This is a genomic window from Streptomyces sp. NPDC057743 (genome assembly GCF_042798755.1).
GTDB lineage: Bacteria > Actinomycetota > Actinomycetes > Streptomycetales > Streptomycetaceae > Streptomyces.
This window is the reverse complement of the sequence record NZ_JBHVJX010000002.1, coordinates 57,991-72,600: the sequence shown is the minus strand read 5'-3', so window position 1 is coordinate 72,600 and position 14,610 is coordinate 57,991. Positions and strand designations below refer to the sequence as shown.

Here is a 14,610-nt window from a genome sequence, read left to right as displayed (position 1 = left end):
GTGCCTTCCTCTCCTCTCGTACGGAATGTCTGGCGGCTCGCGGTGACGCGCGGCGGTGCGACCGCCTACCTCAACCGGCCTCGGGCTCGGGCTCGGTGAGCAGCGGGTAGACGCCGTTCTCGTCGTGGTCCTCGCGGCCGGTGACCGGCGGGTTGAAGACGCACAGGCAGCGGAAGTCCTCCTTGATCCGCATGGTGTGCTTCTCGTGCCCGTTCAGCAGGTACATCACGCCGGGCGTGATGAGGTGCTTCTCGCCGGTCTCGTCGTTGGTCAGCTCGGCCACGCCCTCGGTGCAGACCACGGCCTCGATGTGGTTGGCGTACCACATGGAGGTCTCGGTGCCGGCGTAGAGGACCGTCTCGTGGAGCGAGAAGCCGACCCGCTCCTTGGCCAGCACGATGCGCTTGCTCTCCCACGTGCCGGACTTGGCCTTGACGTGGCGGTCGGTGCCTTCGATGTCCTTGAACGAGCGGACGATCATGGTGTCTTGAGTGCCTTTCTGTGGAACGGTGAGGATGTCGGACGCGGAGCTCAGGCGCAGTCGCGGACCGCGCGGGCGAGGGTTCGCAGCCCCTCGTCCAGCTCCTCGGGGGTGGTCGTCAGCGCCGGCAGCAGCTTGACGACCTCGCTCTGCGGGCCGGAGGTCTCGATCAGCAGACCCAGCTCGAAGGCGCGCTTGGCGATCTTGTTGGCGAGCTCCTTGTCGACGGTCTCCAGACCCCACACCAGGCCGCGGCCGCGGTACTCGACGAAGGCGTCCGGGTGCTCGTCGACGATGGCCTTCAGGTGGCTCTCGACGAGCTCGCCGCGGGCCAGGGTCTGCTTCTCCATCTGGCCGTCGGCCCAGTACGTGTCCAGGGTGGCGGCGGCGGTGACGAAGGCCGGGTTGTTGCCGCGGAAGGTGCCGTTGTGCTCGCCCGGCTCCCAGATGTCCAGCTCCGGCTTGAACAGGGTGAGCGCCATCGGCAGGCCGTAGCCGCTGATGGACTTGGAGACGGTGACGATGTCCGGCACGATGCCCGCCTCCTCGAAGGAGAAGAAGGCGCCGGTGCGGCCGCAGCCCATCTGGATGTCGTCGACGATCAGGAGCATGTCCTGGCGCTCGCACAGCGCGGCCAGCTCCCGCAGCCAGTCGGCGCGGGCGACGTTGATGCCGCCCTCGCCCTGGACGGTCTCGACGATGACCGCCGCGGGCTTGTTCAGGCCGGAGCCCTGGTCCTCCAACAGCCGCTCGAACCACAGGAAGTCCGGGACCTGGCCGTCGAGGTAGTTGTCGAACGGCATCGGGGTGCCGTGCACCAGCGGGATGCCGGCGCCGGCCCGCTTCATCGAGTTGCCGGTCACCGCGAGCGCGCCCAGCGACATGCCGTGGAAGGCGTTGGTGAAGGAGACGATCGACTCCCGGCCCTTGACCTTACGGGCCAACTTCAGCGCGGCCTCGACCGAGTTGGCGCCCGTCGGGCCCGGGAACATGACCTTGTAGGGCAGGTCGCGGGGGCGCAGGATGATGTTCTGGAACGACTCCAGGAACGCCCGCTTGGCCGTGGTGGACATGTCCAGGCCGTGGGTGATGCCGTCCCGTTCGATGTAGTCGATCAGGGCGCGTTTGAGTACCGGGTTGTTGTGCCCGTAGTTGAGTGAGCCGGCGCCGGCGAAGAAGTCCAGGTAGGTGTGGCCGTCCTCGTCGGTCAGGTGGCTGCCCTGCGCGCGGTCGAAGATGGTGGGCCAGCCACGGCAGTAGCTGCGCACCTCCGACTCGACGGTCTCGAAGACGCTCAGATCGGGCTGGGTGATGGTCACAACATGCTCCAGGGAGATGAGTGCGGGGGGAGAGAGGTCTGGGGGTGGGGCGCCGCGCGCACGGCCCGGCTCAGTGGCCGGTGCCGGGCGGCGCCTCGAACGGGCCGATGCGGTGCAGGACCTCCGGCTCATGGCCCTGGTCGGGGAAGAGCGCCGCGTCGAAGAGCGCCTCGCGTCTGACCGGCACTGCGTGCCGTTCGGCGAAGGACGCGAACAGCCGGTTGGAGGCCGCGTTGTCGGGCGTGATGGTCGTCTCCACGCGCCGAACGCCCATGTCATCGATGGCACGGATGGTCAACCCGTCCAACAGGGCGGCGGCCAGGCCGCGTCCGCGATGCGCCGCGTCGACGGCTATCTGCCAGACGACGAGGGTGTCGGGGCGGTCAGGGCGCAGGTAGCCGGTGATGAACGCGGCCGGCTCACCCTCCGCGTCGCGGGCGACGGCGGAGGTGGCGGCGAAGTCGCGACACCACAGGAGGTAGCTGTAGGAGGAGTTCAGGTCCAGCGCCTTCGAGTCGCGGGCGATCCGCCAGATCGCGGACCCGTCCTCCACCCGGGGGGAGTCGAGCTTGAAGCCCTCCGGTATTTCTCTGATTTCGCTTCGGGCACCTGCATGGGCTGCTTGTGCGGCGGTCATGCAATTGAATTTACCCAGGCGAAAAGCAAATTGCATCGCGGGACCGGGTTACGCGAGAAGCGATTTTGTGTTATCACGCGGGGGCGCGCGAGCGCGCGACTCGGTTGCAAGATGTCACGATTTGTCACGGACGTTTGGCGTGAATCGGACACGGTGTGTAGTCGGTCACAGGTCAATAACGCTCGCCTGAAGTGCCTGAATAATGAGACTTGACGCTAGCGAAATCTTGGCGTTTGAGGTGCGGGAAAGCGGGCATACGAATACGGGAAGCTGCGCTTCTTGAGAATTGGGAATTTTCCGGTGGAAGGTTCCGCCGGCAGTTCCTGAAAAGCTGCCAGGAAGGCGCCGCAGGGCCCGTGTCCGGGCATGACACAAGCGTTGTTAACGCGGCCCGTCGGATACCGCGGGGGTTTTCGAAAAGCGTTCGCGGGGGCGCGCGTCGGGGGACTTGAGCGCACCGTGGCCGTCGCCTATGTCACCCGCATACAGTGCGGGCATGACGTCCATGAACGAGGGTGCGGTGCTGCACCTCAAGGGGAGGGTCCTCGTCGGACCGCACGACGTCCGCGACGAGCTGTGGGTGGTCGACGGCCGCGTCACCTACCAGCGGCCAGCCCTGGCACGCGATGCCAGAACGGTGACCGGGTGGGTGCTGCCGGGCCTGGTCGACGCCCACTGTCACGTCGGGCTGGACGCGCACGGGCCGGTGGACGACGCCACCAGCGAGAAGCAGGCGCTCACCGACCGTGACGCCGGCACCCTCCTCATCCGGGACGCCGGCTCGCCCTCGGACACCCGCTGGGTCGATGACCGCGCCGATCTGCCCCGGATCATCCGCGCCGGCCGGCACATCGCCCGCACCCGGCGCTACATCCGCAACTACGCGCACGAGATCGAGCCGGAGGACCTGGTCGCCTATGTCGCCCAGGAGGCCCGGCGCGGCGATGGCTGGGTCAAGCTGGTCGGCGACTGGATCGACCGCTCGGTGGGCGATCTGGCCGCCTGCTGGCCGCCCGGCGAGGTGGCCGCCGCCATCGCCGAGGCGCACCGGCTCGGCGCCCGGGTCACCGCGCACTGCTTCGCCGAGGAGTCCCTCGCCCCGCTCGTCGAGGCCGGCATCGACTGCATCGAGCACGCCACCGGGCTGACCGAGGACACCATCCCGCTCTTCGCCGAGCGCCAGGTCGCCATCGTCCCCACGCTGGTCAACATCGCGACCTTCCCGGACCTCGCGGCCGGCGGCGAGGCGAAGTTCCCCCGCTGGTCCGCCCACATGCGTCGGCTGCACGCCCGCCGCTATGACACGGTGCGGGCCGCCTACGACGCCGGCGTCCCGATCTACGCCGGCACCGACGCCGGCGGCTCGCTGCCGCACGGCCTGGTCGGCGACGAGGTCGCGGAGCTGATGAAGGCCGGGCTGCCGGTCGAGGCCGCGCTCTCCGCGACGACCTGGGGCGCCAGGGAGTGGCTCGGCCGCCCGGGGCTCGCCGAGGGCGCCCCCGCGGACCTGGTCGTCTACGAGGCCGACCCGCGGGCCGACGTCCGGGTGCTGACCGCGCCGCGCCTGGTGGTGCTGCGCGGCCGGGTCGTCGGCTGACGGGCCCGCCGGTCAGTCCCCCTGTGGCGCGTCGGCCGTGGCCCGTTCCGTCGCGTCGGCCCGCAGCAGCGCCTCCACCAGGCCGGGGAAGCGCGCTTCGAGGTCGGTGCGGCGCAGCGAGATATAGCGCTCGCGGCCGACCCGGCGGGTGTGCGTCCAGCCCGCCGTCCGCAGGATGCGGAAGTGGTAGGAGCCGGTGGCCCGGCTGACCGGCAGGTCGATGTCCCCGCAGCCCGCCTCGCCCCGGGTGGCCAGCCGGTGCACGATCCCCCGCCGCAGCGGGTCGCTGAACGCCTGGAGCAGATCGCCGAGGCGGATGAGCGCGGCCTCCGGTTGATCGGGGTCGGCCGGCGCGGAGCGGGTGCTGGGGTCCTCGGCGGCGGGGGTGGCCGGGTCCGTAGGTGACATTGTTCGAGAACTCTCTAAATGAGTGATACGGTCGGTGATCGTCAATGCGTTGACGACTCTCTAATTATTCACGGACGGTGCCCGCGCCGGTGCTTGCCGGTGCCCGTGCACCGCCGTACCGACGCACCCGCGAGGCCCGCCGATGACCACCGCCCACCCGGCACCCGATCCCGCACCCGCCCCGGCCTCGCCCGCCGACGGCCCGCTGCGCACGCTCTTCTGCATCGGCGTGACACCGGACTTCTTCGCCGCCGACGACGCCACCCGCGCCACCGTCGCCGCCGCCATCGGGCCCGCCTTCGACCGGCTCGGCGAGCGCTTCGGCGTCAGGGTCCTCGGCACCCTGGACGACGACCAGTTGATGGTCGGCGCCGCCACCGCCGCGCCCTGGACCTCCTACATCCTGGCCGACGTCCCCGACCTGGCCACCGCCTCCCGGGTCTGCGGCATCGTCCGCGACACCCCGGTCGGCGACGGGCGGCTCTTCCGCTATCTGCGGATCGAGGCCCGGGTCGGCCGCCCGCTGTTCTTCGGAACGGTCTGAGGGGAACCGCCGTGCTCGACACCGGACTTGCCGGCCGCACCGCCCTGATCACCGGCAGCGCCCAGGGCCTCGGCGCCGCCCTGGTCCGCGCCTGCCACGCCGAGGGTGCCCAGGTCGCCGCCCTGGACATCGACGACGAGGCCAACCGTGCCCTCGCCGCGGAGGTCGACCCCGACGGGGAGCGGATCCGCACCCTCCGCGTCGATCTGCGCGACCCGGAGGCGATCGCCGCCGCCTACGCCGAGGTCCGCGCCTGGCGCCCCGTCGACGTGCTGATCAACAACGCCGCCCGGCCGCTCGCCCGCACGCTGTGGGAGGTCACCCCCGAGGAGTGGGACGAGGTCTTCGCGGTCAACCTCCGCGCGGTCTTCCTGCTGACCCGTGCGGTCGCCGCCGACATGCGCGGGCGCGGCTACGGACGGATCGTCAACATGGCCTCGGTCGCCGGCCAGACGCCCCGACCCACCGGCGCCGCCTACGGCACCAGCAAGGCCGGACTGATCGCGCTCACCCGGGTCTTCGCCGCCGAACTCGCCCCGCACGGCGTCACGGTGAACGCGGTCGCCCCCGCCATGATCGACACCCCGATGGTCCGCTCGATCGGTCCGGAGGCGCTCGCCGACCTCACCGCCCAGGTGCCGATGGGCCGGATCGCCACCCCGGAGGAGGTCGCCCGGGTCGCCGTCTTCCTGGCCTCACAGCAGACCTTCGTCACCGGGGCCACCTACGACGTCAACGGCGGCGTGCTGATGCGCTGAGTCAACGGCCGTCAGGAGGCGGTCCGTTGTGGCCGGGGCGCGTGGTGCCTGCCGTGAAGGAGGAGGCGACGGGGCGGGGGCGGCGGAAGGAAGGGGAATCGAATAGGGAAACGGAAGCCACCCTTTGGGGTGAACTGACCTCGCGTGGCTGACCGTTCACCCTCAGTGCGTACACGATGTGCGGGACGAAGCCGTCGGCCCGCGCGATGTCCCCCATTGGCGCGGCCGGCGGCGCCATCTCTCCTGTGGGGGTTCCACTCACGTGTCCACCAGTTCCGCCAGCGCGACCAGACGGATCGGCGCCACCCTGGTCGCCGCCGTCCTGACGGCCGGTCCCGCCGTCGCCCTCGCCGCCGCGCCGGCCGCGTACGCCGCCGACAACGACGGCCGCACCCACGGCACTTCGGGCGCCGTGGTGCTGCGCACCGCCCTGGACGTCGGCCTGCTCGACAAGACCCTGGACGTCCCCGTCCGGGCCGAGCTCAACGACGTCCACGCCCCGGCCTCGGCCGACAAGACCGCGCTCACCGTCCGCCTGGACGGCATCGACGGCGGCCGCCCGGTCAGCCTGCTGCGGGCCGACGTTGCCACCGCCCGCGCCACCGCCGACGGGCGGCGGGCCGAGGGCTACGCCCACCTCGTCCGGGCCAGGGTCCAACTGCCCGGCCTCCCGACCACCCCGCTGGCCGAGGTCCAGCAGGTCACCGCCCGGGCCGTCTGCGCCGCCGGGCAGCACCCGCGGGCCGAGGCCCAACTGCTGGGCGACCTGGTGGTGTTGGGCAAGCGCGTCGCGCTGCGCGCCGGCGGCAGCACCGAGGTCAAGGTGCCGGGGGTCGGCGAGGTCCGGCTCGACCTCTCACAGAAGAGCACCACCTCGACGGGGGCCGCCGCGACCGCGCTGCAACTGAAGGTCGCCGTCAACCCGTTGAAGCTCAACGTCGCGGAGGTCCACGGCCAGGTCACCCTCGCCCGGGCCACCTGCACCACCCCGCACGGCACGCCCGACAAGCCGGGGCAGCCGCACCAGCCCGGCACCGGCGGCGACACGGCCGGACAGACCGGCGGGCACACCGGCGGCACCCAGGTGAACTCCGGTACCGGCGGCGCCCGTTCGGCCACCGAGCAGCACCTCGCCGAGACCGGCGGCAGCTCCGCCACCCCGTACCTCGCCGGCGGCGCCGCCCTGCTGGTCGCCGGCGGCGCCGGGGCGCTCGGCTACGCCCGCCACCGCCGGAACGTCACGCCGGGAGGACGCGGCTGAGCGAGAGGCCCTGACCCAGGGACAGCAGACCCGTACCCGCCAACGGTGCCGTGGGGGCGCCCTGTGCGAGTACGGCCGGTGCGCCGCGTGGGCCCGCGCGGCGCACCCCGCCCCTCGCCGGGGCCGCCGGGGCGTGGCCCGTGCGCGCCCCGGCGAGGGGACCGCGCTATACGGGCGCCGCCCCGAGCACCTCCGCCAGGGTGGCCACGAACCGGTCGGTGGTCGCCCGGTCCCGGACCGCCAACCGGAGCCAGTCCGGGCCCAGTCCGGGGAAGGTGTCGCCGCGGCGGACCGCGAAACCGCGGGCCCGCAGCCCGGCCCGGACCGCCGCCGCGCCGGGCAGCCGCACCAGCACGAACGGCCCCGCCGCCGGCCCGGCCACCCGCACGCCCGGCAACCGGCCCAGCCGGGCCAGCAGATGGTCCCGGTCCGTGCCGATCCGCTCGGCCGCCGCGGCCGCCTCGGCCAGCGCGCCCGGCTCGCAGCACGCCTCGGCGGCGGCCAGCGCCGGCGAGGAGACCGGCCACAGCGGTTGCGCCCGCGCCAACTCCCCGACGGTCGCCGCGTCCGCCAGCACATAGCCGACCCGCAGCCCCGCCAGCCCCCAGGTCTTGGTGAGGCTGCGCAGCACCACCAGCCCCGGCAGTTCGCCCACCCGCCCGGCCAGCGACTCCCGCTCCCCGGGCACCGCGTCCATGAACGCCTCGTCCACCACCAGCGTCCGCCCGGGCCGCGCCAACGAGGCCAGCCCGCCCGCCGGGTGCAGCACCGACGTGGGGTTGGTGGGGTTGCCGACCACGACCAGGTCCGCGTCGTCCGGGATAGCCGCCGGGTCCAGCCGGAAGCCGTCCCGCTCCGTCAGCAGCACCCGCCCGACCTCGTGCCCGGCGTCCCGCAGCGCCGCCTCCGGCTCGGTGAACTGCGGGTGCACCACCACCGGCCGGCGCGCCCGGACCGCCCGCGCCAGCAGCACGAACGCCTCCGCGGCCCCGGCCGTCAGCAGCACCCGCCCGACGGGCAGCCCGTGCCGCTCCGCGACCGCCCGGCGCGCCGCCCGGCCGTCCGGGTACGCGGCCAGCCCGTCCAACGACGCGGCGATCCGGGCCTTGAGCCAGTCCGGGGGAGTGCCGGCGCGGACATTGACCGCCAGGTCCGTCAGGTCCGCGCCGCGCACCTCGGCGTCGCCGTGGTGCCGCAGGTCCACCTCCCCGGGCCCGGCGGCGGCCTCGGGCGCGGACAGCGCGGGGCCGGTCATCCCCGGCCCCCGGCGGCCGCGGCGGTCATGGCGGCCCCGGCCGACGCCTGGGCGTCACGGGCCGCCCGGTCGTCGAACGCCGCGTCGTCGGCCGCCGTCGCCCGATAGCGCGCCAGGATCACCTCCGCCAACTCCGGCGCCGCACCGAGCGGTTCGGCACAGACCACCTCGGCCCCCGGGTGCGCCGCCGCCCAGCCCTCGGTCTGCATCCGCAGCCGCTCCAGCAGGTCGCCGGCGAGGAGGAAGTACGGCAGGACGACGGTCCGGGTCGGCCCGGGGCCGCCCGGCCCCGCGGTGGCCAGCACCCGGCACCGTTCCAGCCCGGCCGGCACGTCCGGCGCCGCCTGCGTGACGAACGCCATCTCCACGCCCGCGAAGCCCCGGCCCTCCCACAACAGCCGGGCGGCCCGGGCCACTTCGGCGTTGGCGCCCGGATCGGCGGCACCGCGCCCGACCAGCAACACCGTGGTGCCGGACCGGTCCTGCGGCCGCCGCGCCCCGCCGCCCAGCGCCTCGTCCAGTCGCCGCTCCAGCGCCGCCAACAGCCGTGGGTCGGGGCCCAGTTCCGGGCCGCAGGCGTAGCGCAGCCCGGGGTGGGCGGCGGCCGCCCGCGCCACCGCGTCCGGCAGGCCCTGTGCCAACGCCCCGGTGGGCGCCATCAGCAGCGGCACCACCACCAGGCGGGTGGCGCCCCGCGCGGCCAGTGCGTCGACCGCGCCGGACAGCGGCAGCGGCGACGCCGGGGCGCCGAAGAAGCCGCCGGCGACCGGTAGTTCGGGATGGCGCTCGGCGAGCCGTCGCACCAGCGCGCGCAGTGCGTCGGCCGCGCCCTCGCGCCGGGTGCCGTGACCGGCGATGAGCAGTGCGGGTCGGGAGGTCACAACGTCTCCTAGGTGCCGAGGGGTTCGCTGATCGGGTCGGAGGAGGGGACGACGATATCGACCGCTGCCGCGGGGGCCTCGGCCGCGCCCTTCGTACCGTGGGTAACCGACGTCGCGCCCCAACTGTCCGGGTCCGCGGGCGCGGCCAGCGCACAGGTCGCCGCGGCCGAGGCCCGCTTGCCGACGACCAGCGCGGCCCGTGGCCCCGCCGCCAGCAGCGCCGCCGCCTCCGCGACGCTCGGCGTGCCGACCACGGCCCGCACCACGCCCGACGGCGCCGGCACCCCGACCGCCGCCAGCGCCTCGGCCGGGAACGACCACAGCGGCACCCCGAAGTGGAGCGCGGCGCCCAGCAGTCCGGGCTCGGCCGCCTTGCCGGCCACCGTCGCCAGCCCGGCCACCGTCGCCGACCGCCGCCCGGCCACCGCCAGCGCCGCGCCGATCAGCGCCACCACCTCGGCCGCCGGCACACCGCGCCGCGCCCCCACCCCCGCGACCAGGACGGGGCCGGCCCCGCGCGCACCGGTCACCGCGCGACGGCCCCGCGGCCGAACGCCACCGGCCCGTGCCGCCCGGCCACCACGGCAGTGAGCTGCACCGGCCCCTCGGCGACCGGCAGGCCCGGCCAACGGACGCCCAGCGCCGCCCACTCGGCCCGCGCCGCCGCCGGGTCCGGATGCGCCGCCGACAGCGACAGCAGCGGCAGCACCGGTAGCCCGGCCCCGGACGGGTGCGGGGTGTCGCCCCAGTCCAGCAGGAACGGCGCGAGGCCGCCGCCCGCCGGTGGCGTCAACTGCCAGGCCAGCTCGGTGCCGTCCGGCGTCCGACGGGACATCGCCACCGGGTCCCCCGGGTCGTAGCCGGCCGCCCGGGCCCGCGTCACCCGACCGGCGATCCCGGTGACCCGCACCGCCCAGGTCACCAGCCGTGGCCCGTCCAGCGCGTCGATGCCGAACCACCGCGGCTGCACCGGCTCCGGCTGCGCCGGGTCCGGGCCGATGATCTCCAGGTAGGCGCCGGAGCTCAGCCCCAGCAGATGGTTGCGAGTGCCCCGCCCCGGGTGGCTGCCGCCCAACACGGGCCGGAAGCCGGTGAGTTCGGCGACCTCCGCCACCGTGCGATCCAGGTCCAAGGTGGCATAGACAAGGTGGTCGAGGACCGGCGCGTCGGCCTCCCGGCCGTGGGCGTCCGTCCCGCTCACCGGGCACCACCCGCGGCCGGCAGCGGTGCGCGCGCCGCGCCCGCCACCAGCCTGCCGGCCAACGCCGGTTCCGCCGCCCAGTGCACATGCAGATACGAGGCGTGCACCCCGCCCGACGCGAAGCCCTCCACGCCGCGCCGGGGGTGCGTCACCCCCCACGCCGGGGACGCGCCCGCGCCCGGCTCCAGCACCGTCCGGTGGAACTCATGGCCGCGCACCCGGGTCCCGGCCGCCGCCAGCGCGTTGTCGGTCAGCGCCACCGCCTCCCGGTAGCCGAGCGTGAGCCGCCCGGTCATCCGACCGTCGGCCGGCAGCACCCCGCACATCGGCCGGTCGTCCAACGAACGGGAGAGATACAGCAGTCCGGCGCACTCGGCCGAGACCGGTGCCCCCGACGCCGCCAGCTCCGCCACCGCCGCCCGCAGCGGTGCGTTCGCCGACAGCTCCGGCGCGTACACCTCGGGGAAGCCGCCGCCGATCACCAACCCCCGGGTGCCCGGCGGCAGTTGCTCGTCCCGCAGCGGATCGAACGGCACCACCTCGGCCCCCGCCGCGGTCAGCAGCTCCGCGTGCTCGGCGTAGCTGAAGGTGAACGCGGGCCCGCCGGCCACGGCCACCACCGGCCGCCCGGACCCGGTGGCCCCGCCGGTCGCCACCTCGGCCCCCGCCGCCAGCGCCTGGGCCGGGTCCCACGGCAGGTCCGGCAGCTCCGGCACGCTCCGGGCCAGCGCCAACAGCGCCTCAAGGTCGCAGCCCGCGCGCACCTGCGCGGCCAACTCCCGTACCGATGCGACCGCCTCGGCCCGCCGCTCCGCGACCGGCACCAACCCCAGGTGCCGGGACGGCGTGCCGGCCCGCTCGGTGCGGTGCAGCGCCCCGAGCACCGGCACCCCGGAGGACTCCATGGCGTCCCGCAGCAGCTCCTCGTGCCGGTCCGAACCGACCTTGTTGAGGATCACCCCGGCCAGCCGGACCTCCGGGTCCCACGACGCGAAGCCGTGCACCAGCGCCGCCACCGACCGGGACTGCGAGGAGGCGTCCACCACCAGCACCACCGGCGCCCGCAACACCTTCGCCACCTGCGCGGTGGACGACAACTCTCCCCTCCCGGACGCCCCGTCGAACAGCCCCATCACGCCCTCGACCAGCGCCAGATCGGCGCCCGCCGCCCCGTGCAGGAACAGCGGCGCGATCTGGTCCGGGCCGCACAGAAAGGCGTCCAGGTTGCGACCGGGCCGGCCGGTGGCCAGCGCGTGATAGCCCGGATCGATGTAGTCGGGCCCCACCTTGTGCGGGGACACCACGAGACCGGCCTCGGCGAACGCCGCCATCAGACCGGTCGCCACCGTGGTCTTCCCGGCGCCGGACGACGGCGCCGCGATCACCAACCGGGGGACGCCCCCACTCATCGTGCACTCACCATTCGATGCCCCGCTGGCCCTTCTGGCCCGTGTCCATCGGGTGCTTCACCTTCGTCATCTCCGTCACCAGGTCCGCGACGTCCAGCAGCGCCTGCGGCGCGCCCCGCCCGGTGATCACCACGTGCTGCGTCCCGGGCCGGTCGCGCAGCACCGACACCACCTCGTCGACGTCCACCCAGCCCCACTTCAGCGGGTAGGCGAACTCGTCCAGCACCAGCACCCGGTACGTCTCGGCCGCCAGGTCCCGCTTGACCTGCTCCCAACCCTCCCGGGCCGCCTCCTCGTTGCTGAACTGGGAGTCGCGCTGCACCCAGGACCAGCCCTCGCCCATCTTGTGCCAGGCGACGGTGCCGCCCTCCCCGGAGTCGCCGAGCACCTTCAGCGCCCGCTCCTCGCCGACCTTCCACTTCGCCGACTTCACGAACTGGAACACCCCGATCGGCCAGCCCTGGTTCCAGGCGCGCAGCGCCAGCCCGAACGCGGCGGTCGACTTGCCCTTGCCCTCACCGGTGTGCACCAGCACCAGCGGACGGTTACGGCGCTGGCGGGTGGTGAGCCCGTCCTCGGGTACGACGGACGGCTGTCCCTGCGGCATTACGCGGCCTTCCTGTTGTGACGATCCGATCCCCGGTCCGCGCCGGCGCTGCCGCCGCGAACGGGCCTGCCCTGCACGGTCCGTACGAGCGCGGAGACGCTGTCCGCGCGCAGTTCGTCGAGGGTGACGGCGGTCCCGCCCAGCTCCCGGGCCAACTCCCCGGCCAGCCCCAGCCGCACCGGCCCCGCCTCGCAGTCCACCACCACCGACGCGGTCCCCTCGGCGGCCAACAGCCCGGCCGCCCGGTGGGCGCGCCCCAGAGGCCCGCCCGTCGCCCGACCACCACCCCCGGCCGAGGCGCTTCGCGCCGTCCCTCCGGATGCCCCGGTGGCCCGTCCATCGGTCACCACCACGACCAGCGGCCGGCGGGACGGATCCCGCATCCGCTCCACCCGCAGCACCTCATGGGCCCGCAACAGCCCCTCCGCCAGCGGCGTCCGGCCGCCCGTCGGCAGCCGCTCCAGCCGGGCCGCGCCCGCCTCCACCGACGACGTCGGCGGCAGCGCCAACTCGGCGCCGGAACCCCGGAAGGTGATCATCCCGATCTTGTCGCGCCGCTGGTACGCGTCGAGCAGCAGCGACAGCACCGCCCCCTTGACCGCGCCCATCCGCTTCCGCGCTGCCATCGACCCGGAGGCGTCCACCACGAACAGCACGAGATTGCCCTCGCGCCCCTCGCGCACCGCCTCCCGCAGATCGTCCCGGCGCACCACCAGGCCGGGCCCGCGCCGGCCGCGCGCCCACTGGTGCGGCGCCGCGGCCTGCACCGTCGCCGCCAAGTGCAGCTTGCCCAGGGCGCCTTGGGGGCGCCGGGCACCGGTCGTCCGGCCGTGCGCGGTCCGCGCCCGGGACCGCCGGCCGTCCGCGCCCTCGCCCAGCCCCGGCACGTCCAGCCGCCGGGTGCGGAACGGCTCGGCGGCGCCCACCGCGGCCTGCTCCCGGCCCGGCCCGGCCGCGGGCTCGCCCGCCGGCTCCCGCTCCGACTCCTCGGGCCGCGCCGGGTGCTCGGGCTCCTGCTGCCGCGGCACGTCGGGCCCCGGCGCGTCGCCCGGCCGCTCCCCGGACTCCTGCGGCGGCACCCCACCGGGGCCACCGTCGGGACCGCCCTCGGGCCCGCCGCCCGGGCCATCCGGGCCGTCGTCCGGACCCTCCGGCTCCGGCTCCGGCTCCGGATCGTCGTCCGTCCCGCCGGACTCCTCCAACACCTCGTCCAGCTTGTCCTCGTCGAGCCCGGGCGCGTCGAACGGGGCCCGCCGGCGCCGGTGCGGCAGCGCCAGCAGCGCCGCCTGACGGACGTCCTCCGGCAGCACCTCGGTCCGCCCCGCCCAGGCCGCCAGCGCGCTCGCGGTGCGGGCCATCACGATGTCCGCCCGCATCCCGTCCACCTCGAACGCCGCGCAGGCCGCCGCGATCTGCCGCAGCGCCTTGTCGCCGAGCGTCACCGACGGCAGCAACTCCCGCGCGTGTGCAATCCGTTCGCGCAAGCGCAGCTCCTCGGCCGCCCAGCGCGCAGCGAAGCCCGCCGGGTCGTCGTCGTACGCCAGCCGGCGGCGGACCACCTCGACCCGCTGCTCCGGGTCCCGGGACGCGGCGACCTCCACGGTCAGCCCGAACCGGTCCAGCAACTGCGGCCGCAGCTCGCCCTCTTCGGGGTTCATCGTCCCGACGAGCAGGAAGCGGGCGGCGTGCCGCACGGAGACGCCCTCGCGCTCCACGTAGGAGGCGCCCATGGCGGCGGCGTCCAACAAGAGGTCCACCAGGTGGTCATGGAGGAGGTTGACCTCGTCGACGTAGAGCACGCCGCGGTGGGCGTCCGCCAACAGGCCCGGCTCGAACGCCTTCACGCCCTCCGACAGCGCCCGCTCGATGTCCAGCGCGCCGACCAGGCGGTCCTCGGAGGCGCCGACCGGCAGCTCGACCATCCGCGTCGGCCGCTCGGCGGCGTCGGCCGCGCCGTGCGGCCCGTCGGGGCAGCCCGGGTCCGGTGCGGCCGGCGCACAGGAGAACCGGCAGCCGGCGACCACGTCCACCGCCGGCATCAGCTCCGCCAGCCCGCGCACCATCGTCGACTTCGCGGTGCCCTTCTCGCCCCGCACCAACACCCCGCCGATGGCCGGCGAGATGGCGTTCAGCAGGAGCCCCAGCCGCATGTCGTCCATGCCGACGACCGCGGTGAACGGGTACTGCCGGGTCGGGTTCTGCGTCGTTGTCATGCCTTAAGTCCTCCGCCTCGCCGGCTGCGCTCCTGAAGT

15 protein-coding genes are annotated in these 14,610 nt (G+C 74.6%); 4 read left to right on the top strand and 11 right to left on the bottom strand.

What is annotated here, in order from left to right:
* Window positions 1–70: 70 nt before the first annotated feature.
* From ACFVFQ_RS02380 to ectA, 3 genes are all read right to left on the bottom strand, one after another.
* A complete protein-coding gene (locus tag ACFVFQ_RS02380; RefSeq protein ID WP_383407246.1) occupies window positions 71–481 on the bottom strand; it encodes an ectoine synthase in 411 nt (136 codons plus the stop codon).
* A 50-nt stretch (window positions 482–531) separates the two neighbouring features.
* On the bottom strand, window positions 532–1,800 hold the full coding sequence (gene ectB, locus ACFVFQ_RS02375) for a diaminobutyrate--2-oxoglutarate transaminase (RefSeq protein WP_383407243.1): 1,269 nt from the start codon (window positions 1,798–1,800) through the stop codon (window positions 532–534).
* 70 nt (window positions 1,801–1,870) lie between these two features.
* The gene (gene ectA / locus ACFVFQ_RS02370) at window positions 1,871–2,437 is read right to left on the bottom strand and encodes a diaminobutyrate acetyltransferase (RefSeq protein ID WP_383407239.1); all 567 of its coding nucleotides are present in this window, start codon (window positions 2,435–2,437) and stop codon (window positions 1,871–1,873) included.
* A 505-nt stretch (window positions 2,438–2,942) separates the two neighbouring features.
* Between ectA and ACFVFQ_RS02365 the strand changes: the two genes are divergently transcribed.
* Window positions 2,943–4,034, top strand: coding sequence for an amidohydrolase family protein (locus ACFVFQ_RS02365; protein WP_383408028.1), 1,092 nt, complete (start codon window positions 2,943–2,945; stop codon window positions 4,032–4,034).
* Window positions 4,035–4,046: 12 nt separating this feature from the next.
* Here the strand turns inward: ACFVFQ_RS02365 and ACFVFQ_RS02360 are convergent, their stop codons facing one another.
* Window positions 4,047–4,442 (bottom strand): ArsR/SmtB family transcription factor, encoded by a 396-nt coding sequence (locus tag ACFVFQ_RS02360; protein WP_383407235.1) that lies wholly within the window; start codon window positions 4,440–4,442, stop codon window positions 4,047–4,049.
* 142 nt (window positions 4,443–4,584) lie between these two features.
* Between ACFVFQ_RS02360 and ACFVFQ_RS02355 the strand changes: the two genes are divergently transcribed.
* The 3 genes from ACFVFQ_RS02355 (at window position 4,585) to ACFVFQ_RS02345 (ending at window position 7,005) form a co-directional block, all read left to right on the top strand.
* Window positions 4,585–4,986 (top strand): hypothetical protein, encoded by a 402-nt coding sequence (locus ACFVFQ_RS02355; protein WP_383407232.1) that lies wholly within the window; start codon window positions 4,585–4,587, stop codon window positions 4,984–4,986.
* 11 nt (window positions 4,987–4,997) lie between these two features.
* Entirely contained in the window at window positions 4,998–5,744 is a 747-nt protein-coding gene (locus ACFVFQ_RS02350; RefSeq protein ID WP_383407229.1) for an SDR family NAD(P)-dependent oxidoreductase, read from the top strand.
* A gap of 262 nt (window positions 5,745–6,006) precedes the next feature.
* Window positions 6,007–7,005: an SCO1860 family LAETG-anchored protein gene (locus tag ACFVFQ_RS02345; RefSeq protein ID WP_383407226.1), complete on the top strand. Its 999-nt coding sequence runs from the start codon at window positions 6,007–6,009 to the stop codon at window positions 7,003–7,005.
* 166 nt (window positions 7,006–7,171) lie between these two features.
* Here the strand turns inward: ACFVFQ_RS02345 and cobC are convergent, their stop codons facing one another.
* Genes cobC through ACFVFQ_RS02310 form a run of 7 tightly spaced genes read right to left on the bottom strand, consistent with a single transcriptional unit; the run spans window position 7,172 to window position 14,571 of the window.
* Window positions 7,172–8,260 (bottom strand): Rv2231c family pyridoxal phosphate-dependent protein CobC, encoded by a 1,089-nt coding sequence (gene cobC, locus ACFVFQ_RS02340; protein ID WP_383407223.1) that lies wholly within the window; start codon window positions 8,258–8,260, stop codon window positions 7,172–7,174.
* A complete protein-coding gene (locus ACFVFQ_RS02335; protein ID WP_383407220.1) occupies window positions 8,257–9,141 on the bottom strand; it encodes a sirohydrochlorin chelatase in 885 nt (294 codons plus the stop codon). The genes cobC and ACFVFQ_RS02335 overlap by 4 nt, the downstream gene beginning before the upstream one ends.
* 8 nt (window positions 9,142–9,149) lie before the next feature.
* Window positions 9,150–9,671, bottom strand: a complete 522-nt coding sequence (locus ACFVFQ_RS02330) for a cobalamin biosynthesis protein (RefSeq protein ID WP_383407217.1) — start codon at window positions 9,669–9,671, stop codon at window positions 9,150–9,152.
* Window positions 9,668–10,342 carry a VOC family protein gene (locus ACFVFQ_RS02325; protein WP_383407214.1) on the bottom strand — a complete coding sequence of 225 codons (675 nt, stop codon included), beginning with the start codon at window positions 10,340–10,342 and terminating at the stop codon, window positions 9,668–9,670. The genes ACFVFQ_RS02330 and ACFVFQ_RS02325 overlap by 4 nt, the downstream gene beginning before the upstream one ends.
* Window positions 10,339–11,751 carry a cobyrinate a,c-diamide synthase gene (locus ACFVFQ_RS02320; RefSeq protein WP_383407211.1) on the bottom strand — a complete coding sequence of 471 codons (1,413 nt, stop codon included), beginning with the start codon at window positions 11,749–11,751 and terminating at the stop codon, window positions 10,339–10,341. Before ACFVFQ_RS02320 ends, ACFVFQ_RS02325 begins: the two co-directional genes overlap by 4 nt.
* A 7-nt stretch (window positions 11,752–11,758) precedes the next feature.
* Window positions 11,759–12,358 carry a cob(I)yrinic acid a,c-diamide adenosyltransferase gene (gene cobO, locus ACFVFQ_RS02315; protein ID WP_383407208.1) on the bottom strand — a complete coding sequence of 200 codons (600 nt, stop codon included), beginning with the start codon at window positions 12,356–12,358 and terminating at the stop codon, window positions 11,759–11,761.
* The gene (locus ACFVFQ_RS02310; RefSeq protein WP_383407205.1) at window positions 12,358–14,571 is read right to left on the bottom strand and encodes a putative cobaltochelatase; all 2,214 of its coding nucleotides are present in this window, start codon (window positions 14,569–14,571) and stop codon (window positions 12,358–12,360) included. The genes cobO and ACFVFQ_RS02310 overlap by 1 nt, the downstream gene beginning before the upstream one ends.
* Between the last annotated feature and the right edge of the window lie 39 nt (window positions 14,572–14,610).

Coding starts and splice junctions, on each gene's coding strand:
- ACFVFQ_RS02380 (WP_383407246.1), bottom strand. CDS start 481: ATGATCGTCCGCTCGTTCAAGGACATCGAAGGCACCGACCGCCACGTC.
- ectA (WP_383407239.1), bottom strand. CDS start 2,437: ATGACCGCCGCACAAGCAGCCCATGCAGGTGCCCGAAGCGAAATCAGA.
- ACFVFQ_RS02365 (WP_383408028.1), top strand. CDS start 2,943: ATGAACGAGGGTGCGGTGCTGCACCTCAAGGGGAGGGTCCTCGTCGGA.
- ACFVFQ_RS02360 (WP_383407235.1), bottom strand. CDS start 4,442: ATGTCACCTACGGACCCGGCCACCCCCGCCGCCGAGGACCCCAGCACC.
- ACFVFQ_RS02355 (WP_383407232.1), top strand. CDS start 4,585: ATGACCACCGCCCACCCGGCACCCGATCCCGCACCCGCCCCGGCCTCG.
- cobC (WP_383407223.1), bottom strand. CDS start 8,260: ATGACCGGCCCCGCGCTGTCCGCGCCCGAGGCCGCCGCCGGGCCCGGG.
- ACFVFQ_RS02320 (WP_383407211.1), bottom strand. CDS start 11,751: ATGAGTGGGGGCGTCCCCCGGTTGGTGATCGCGGCGCCGTCGTCCGGC.
- cobO (WP_383407208.1), bottom strand. CDS start 12,358: ATGCCGCAGGGACAGCCGTCCGTCGTACCCGAGGACGGGCTCACCACC.
- ACFVFQ_RS02310 (WP_383407205.1), bottom strand. CDS start 14,571: ATGACAACGACGCAGAACCCGACCCGGCAGTACCCGTTCACCGCGGTC.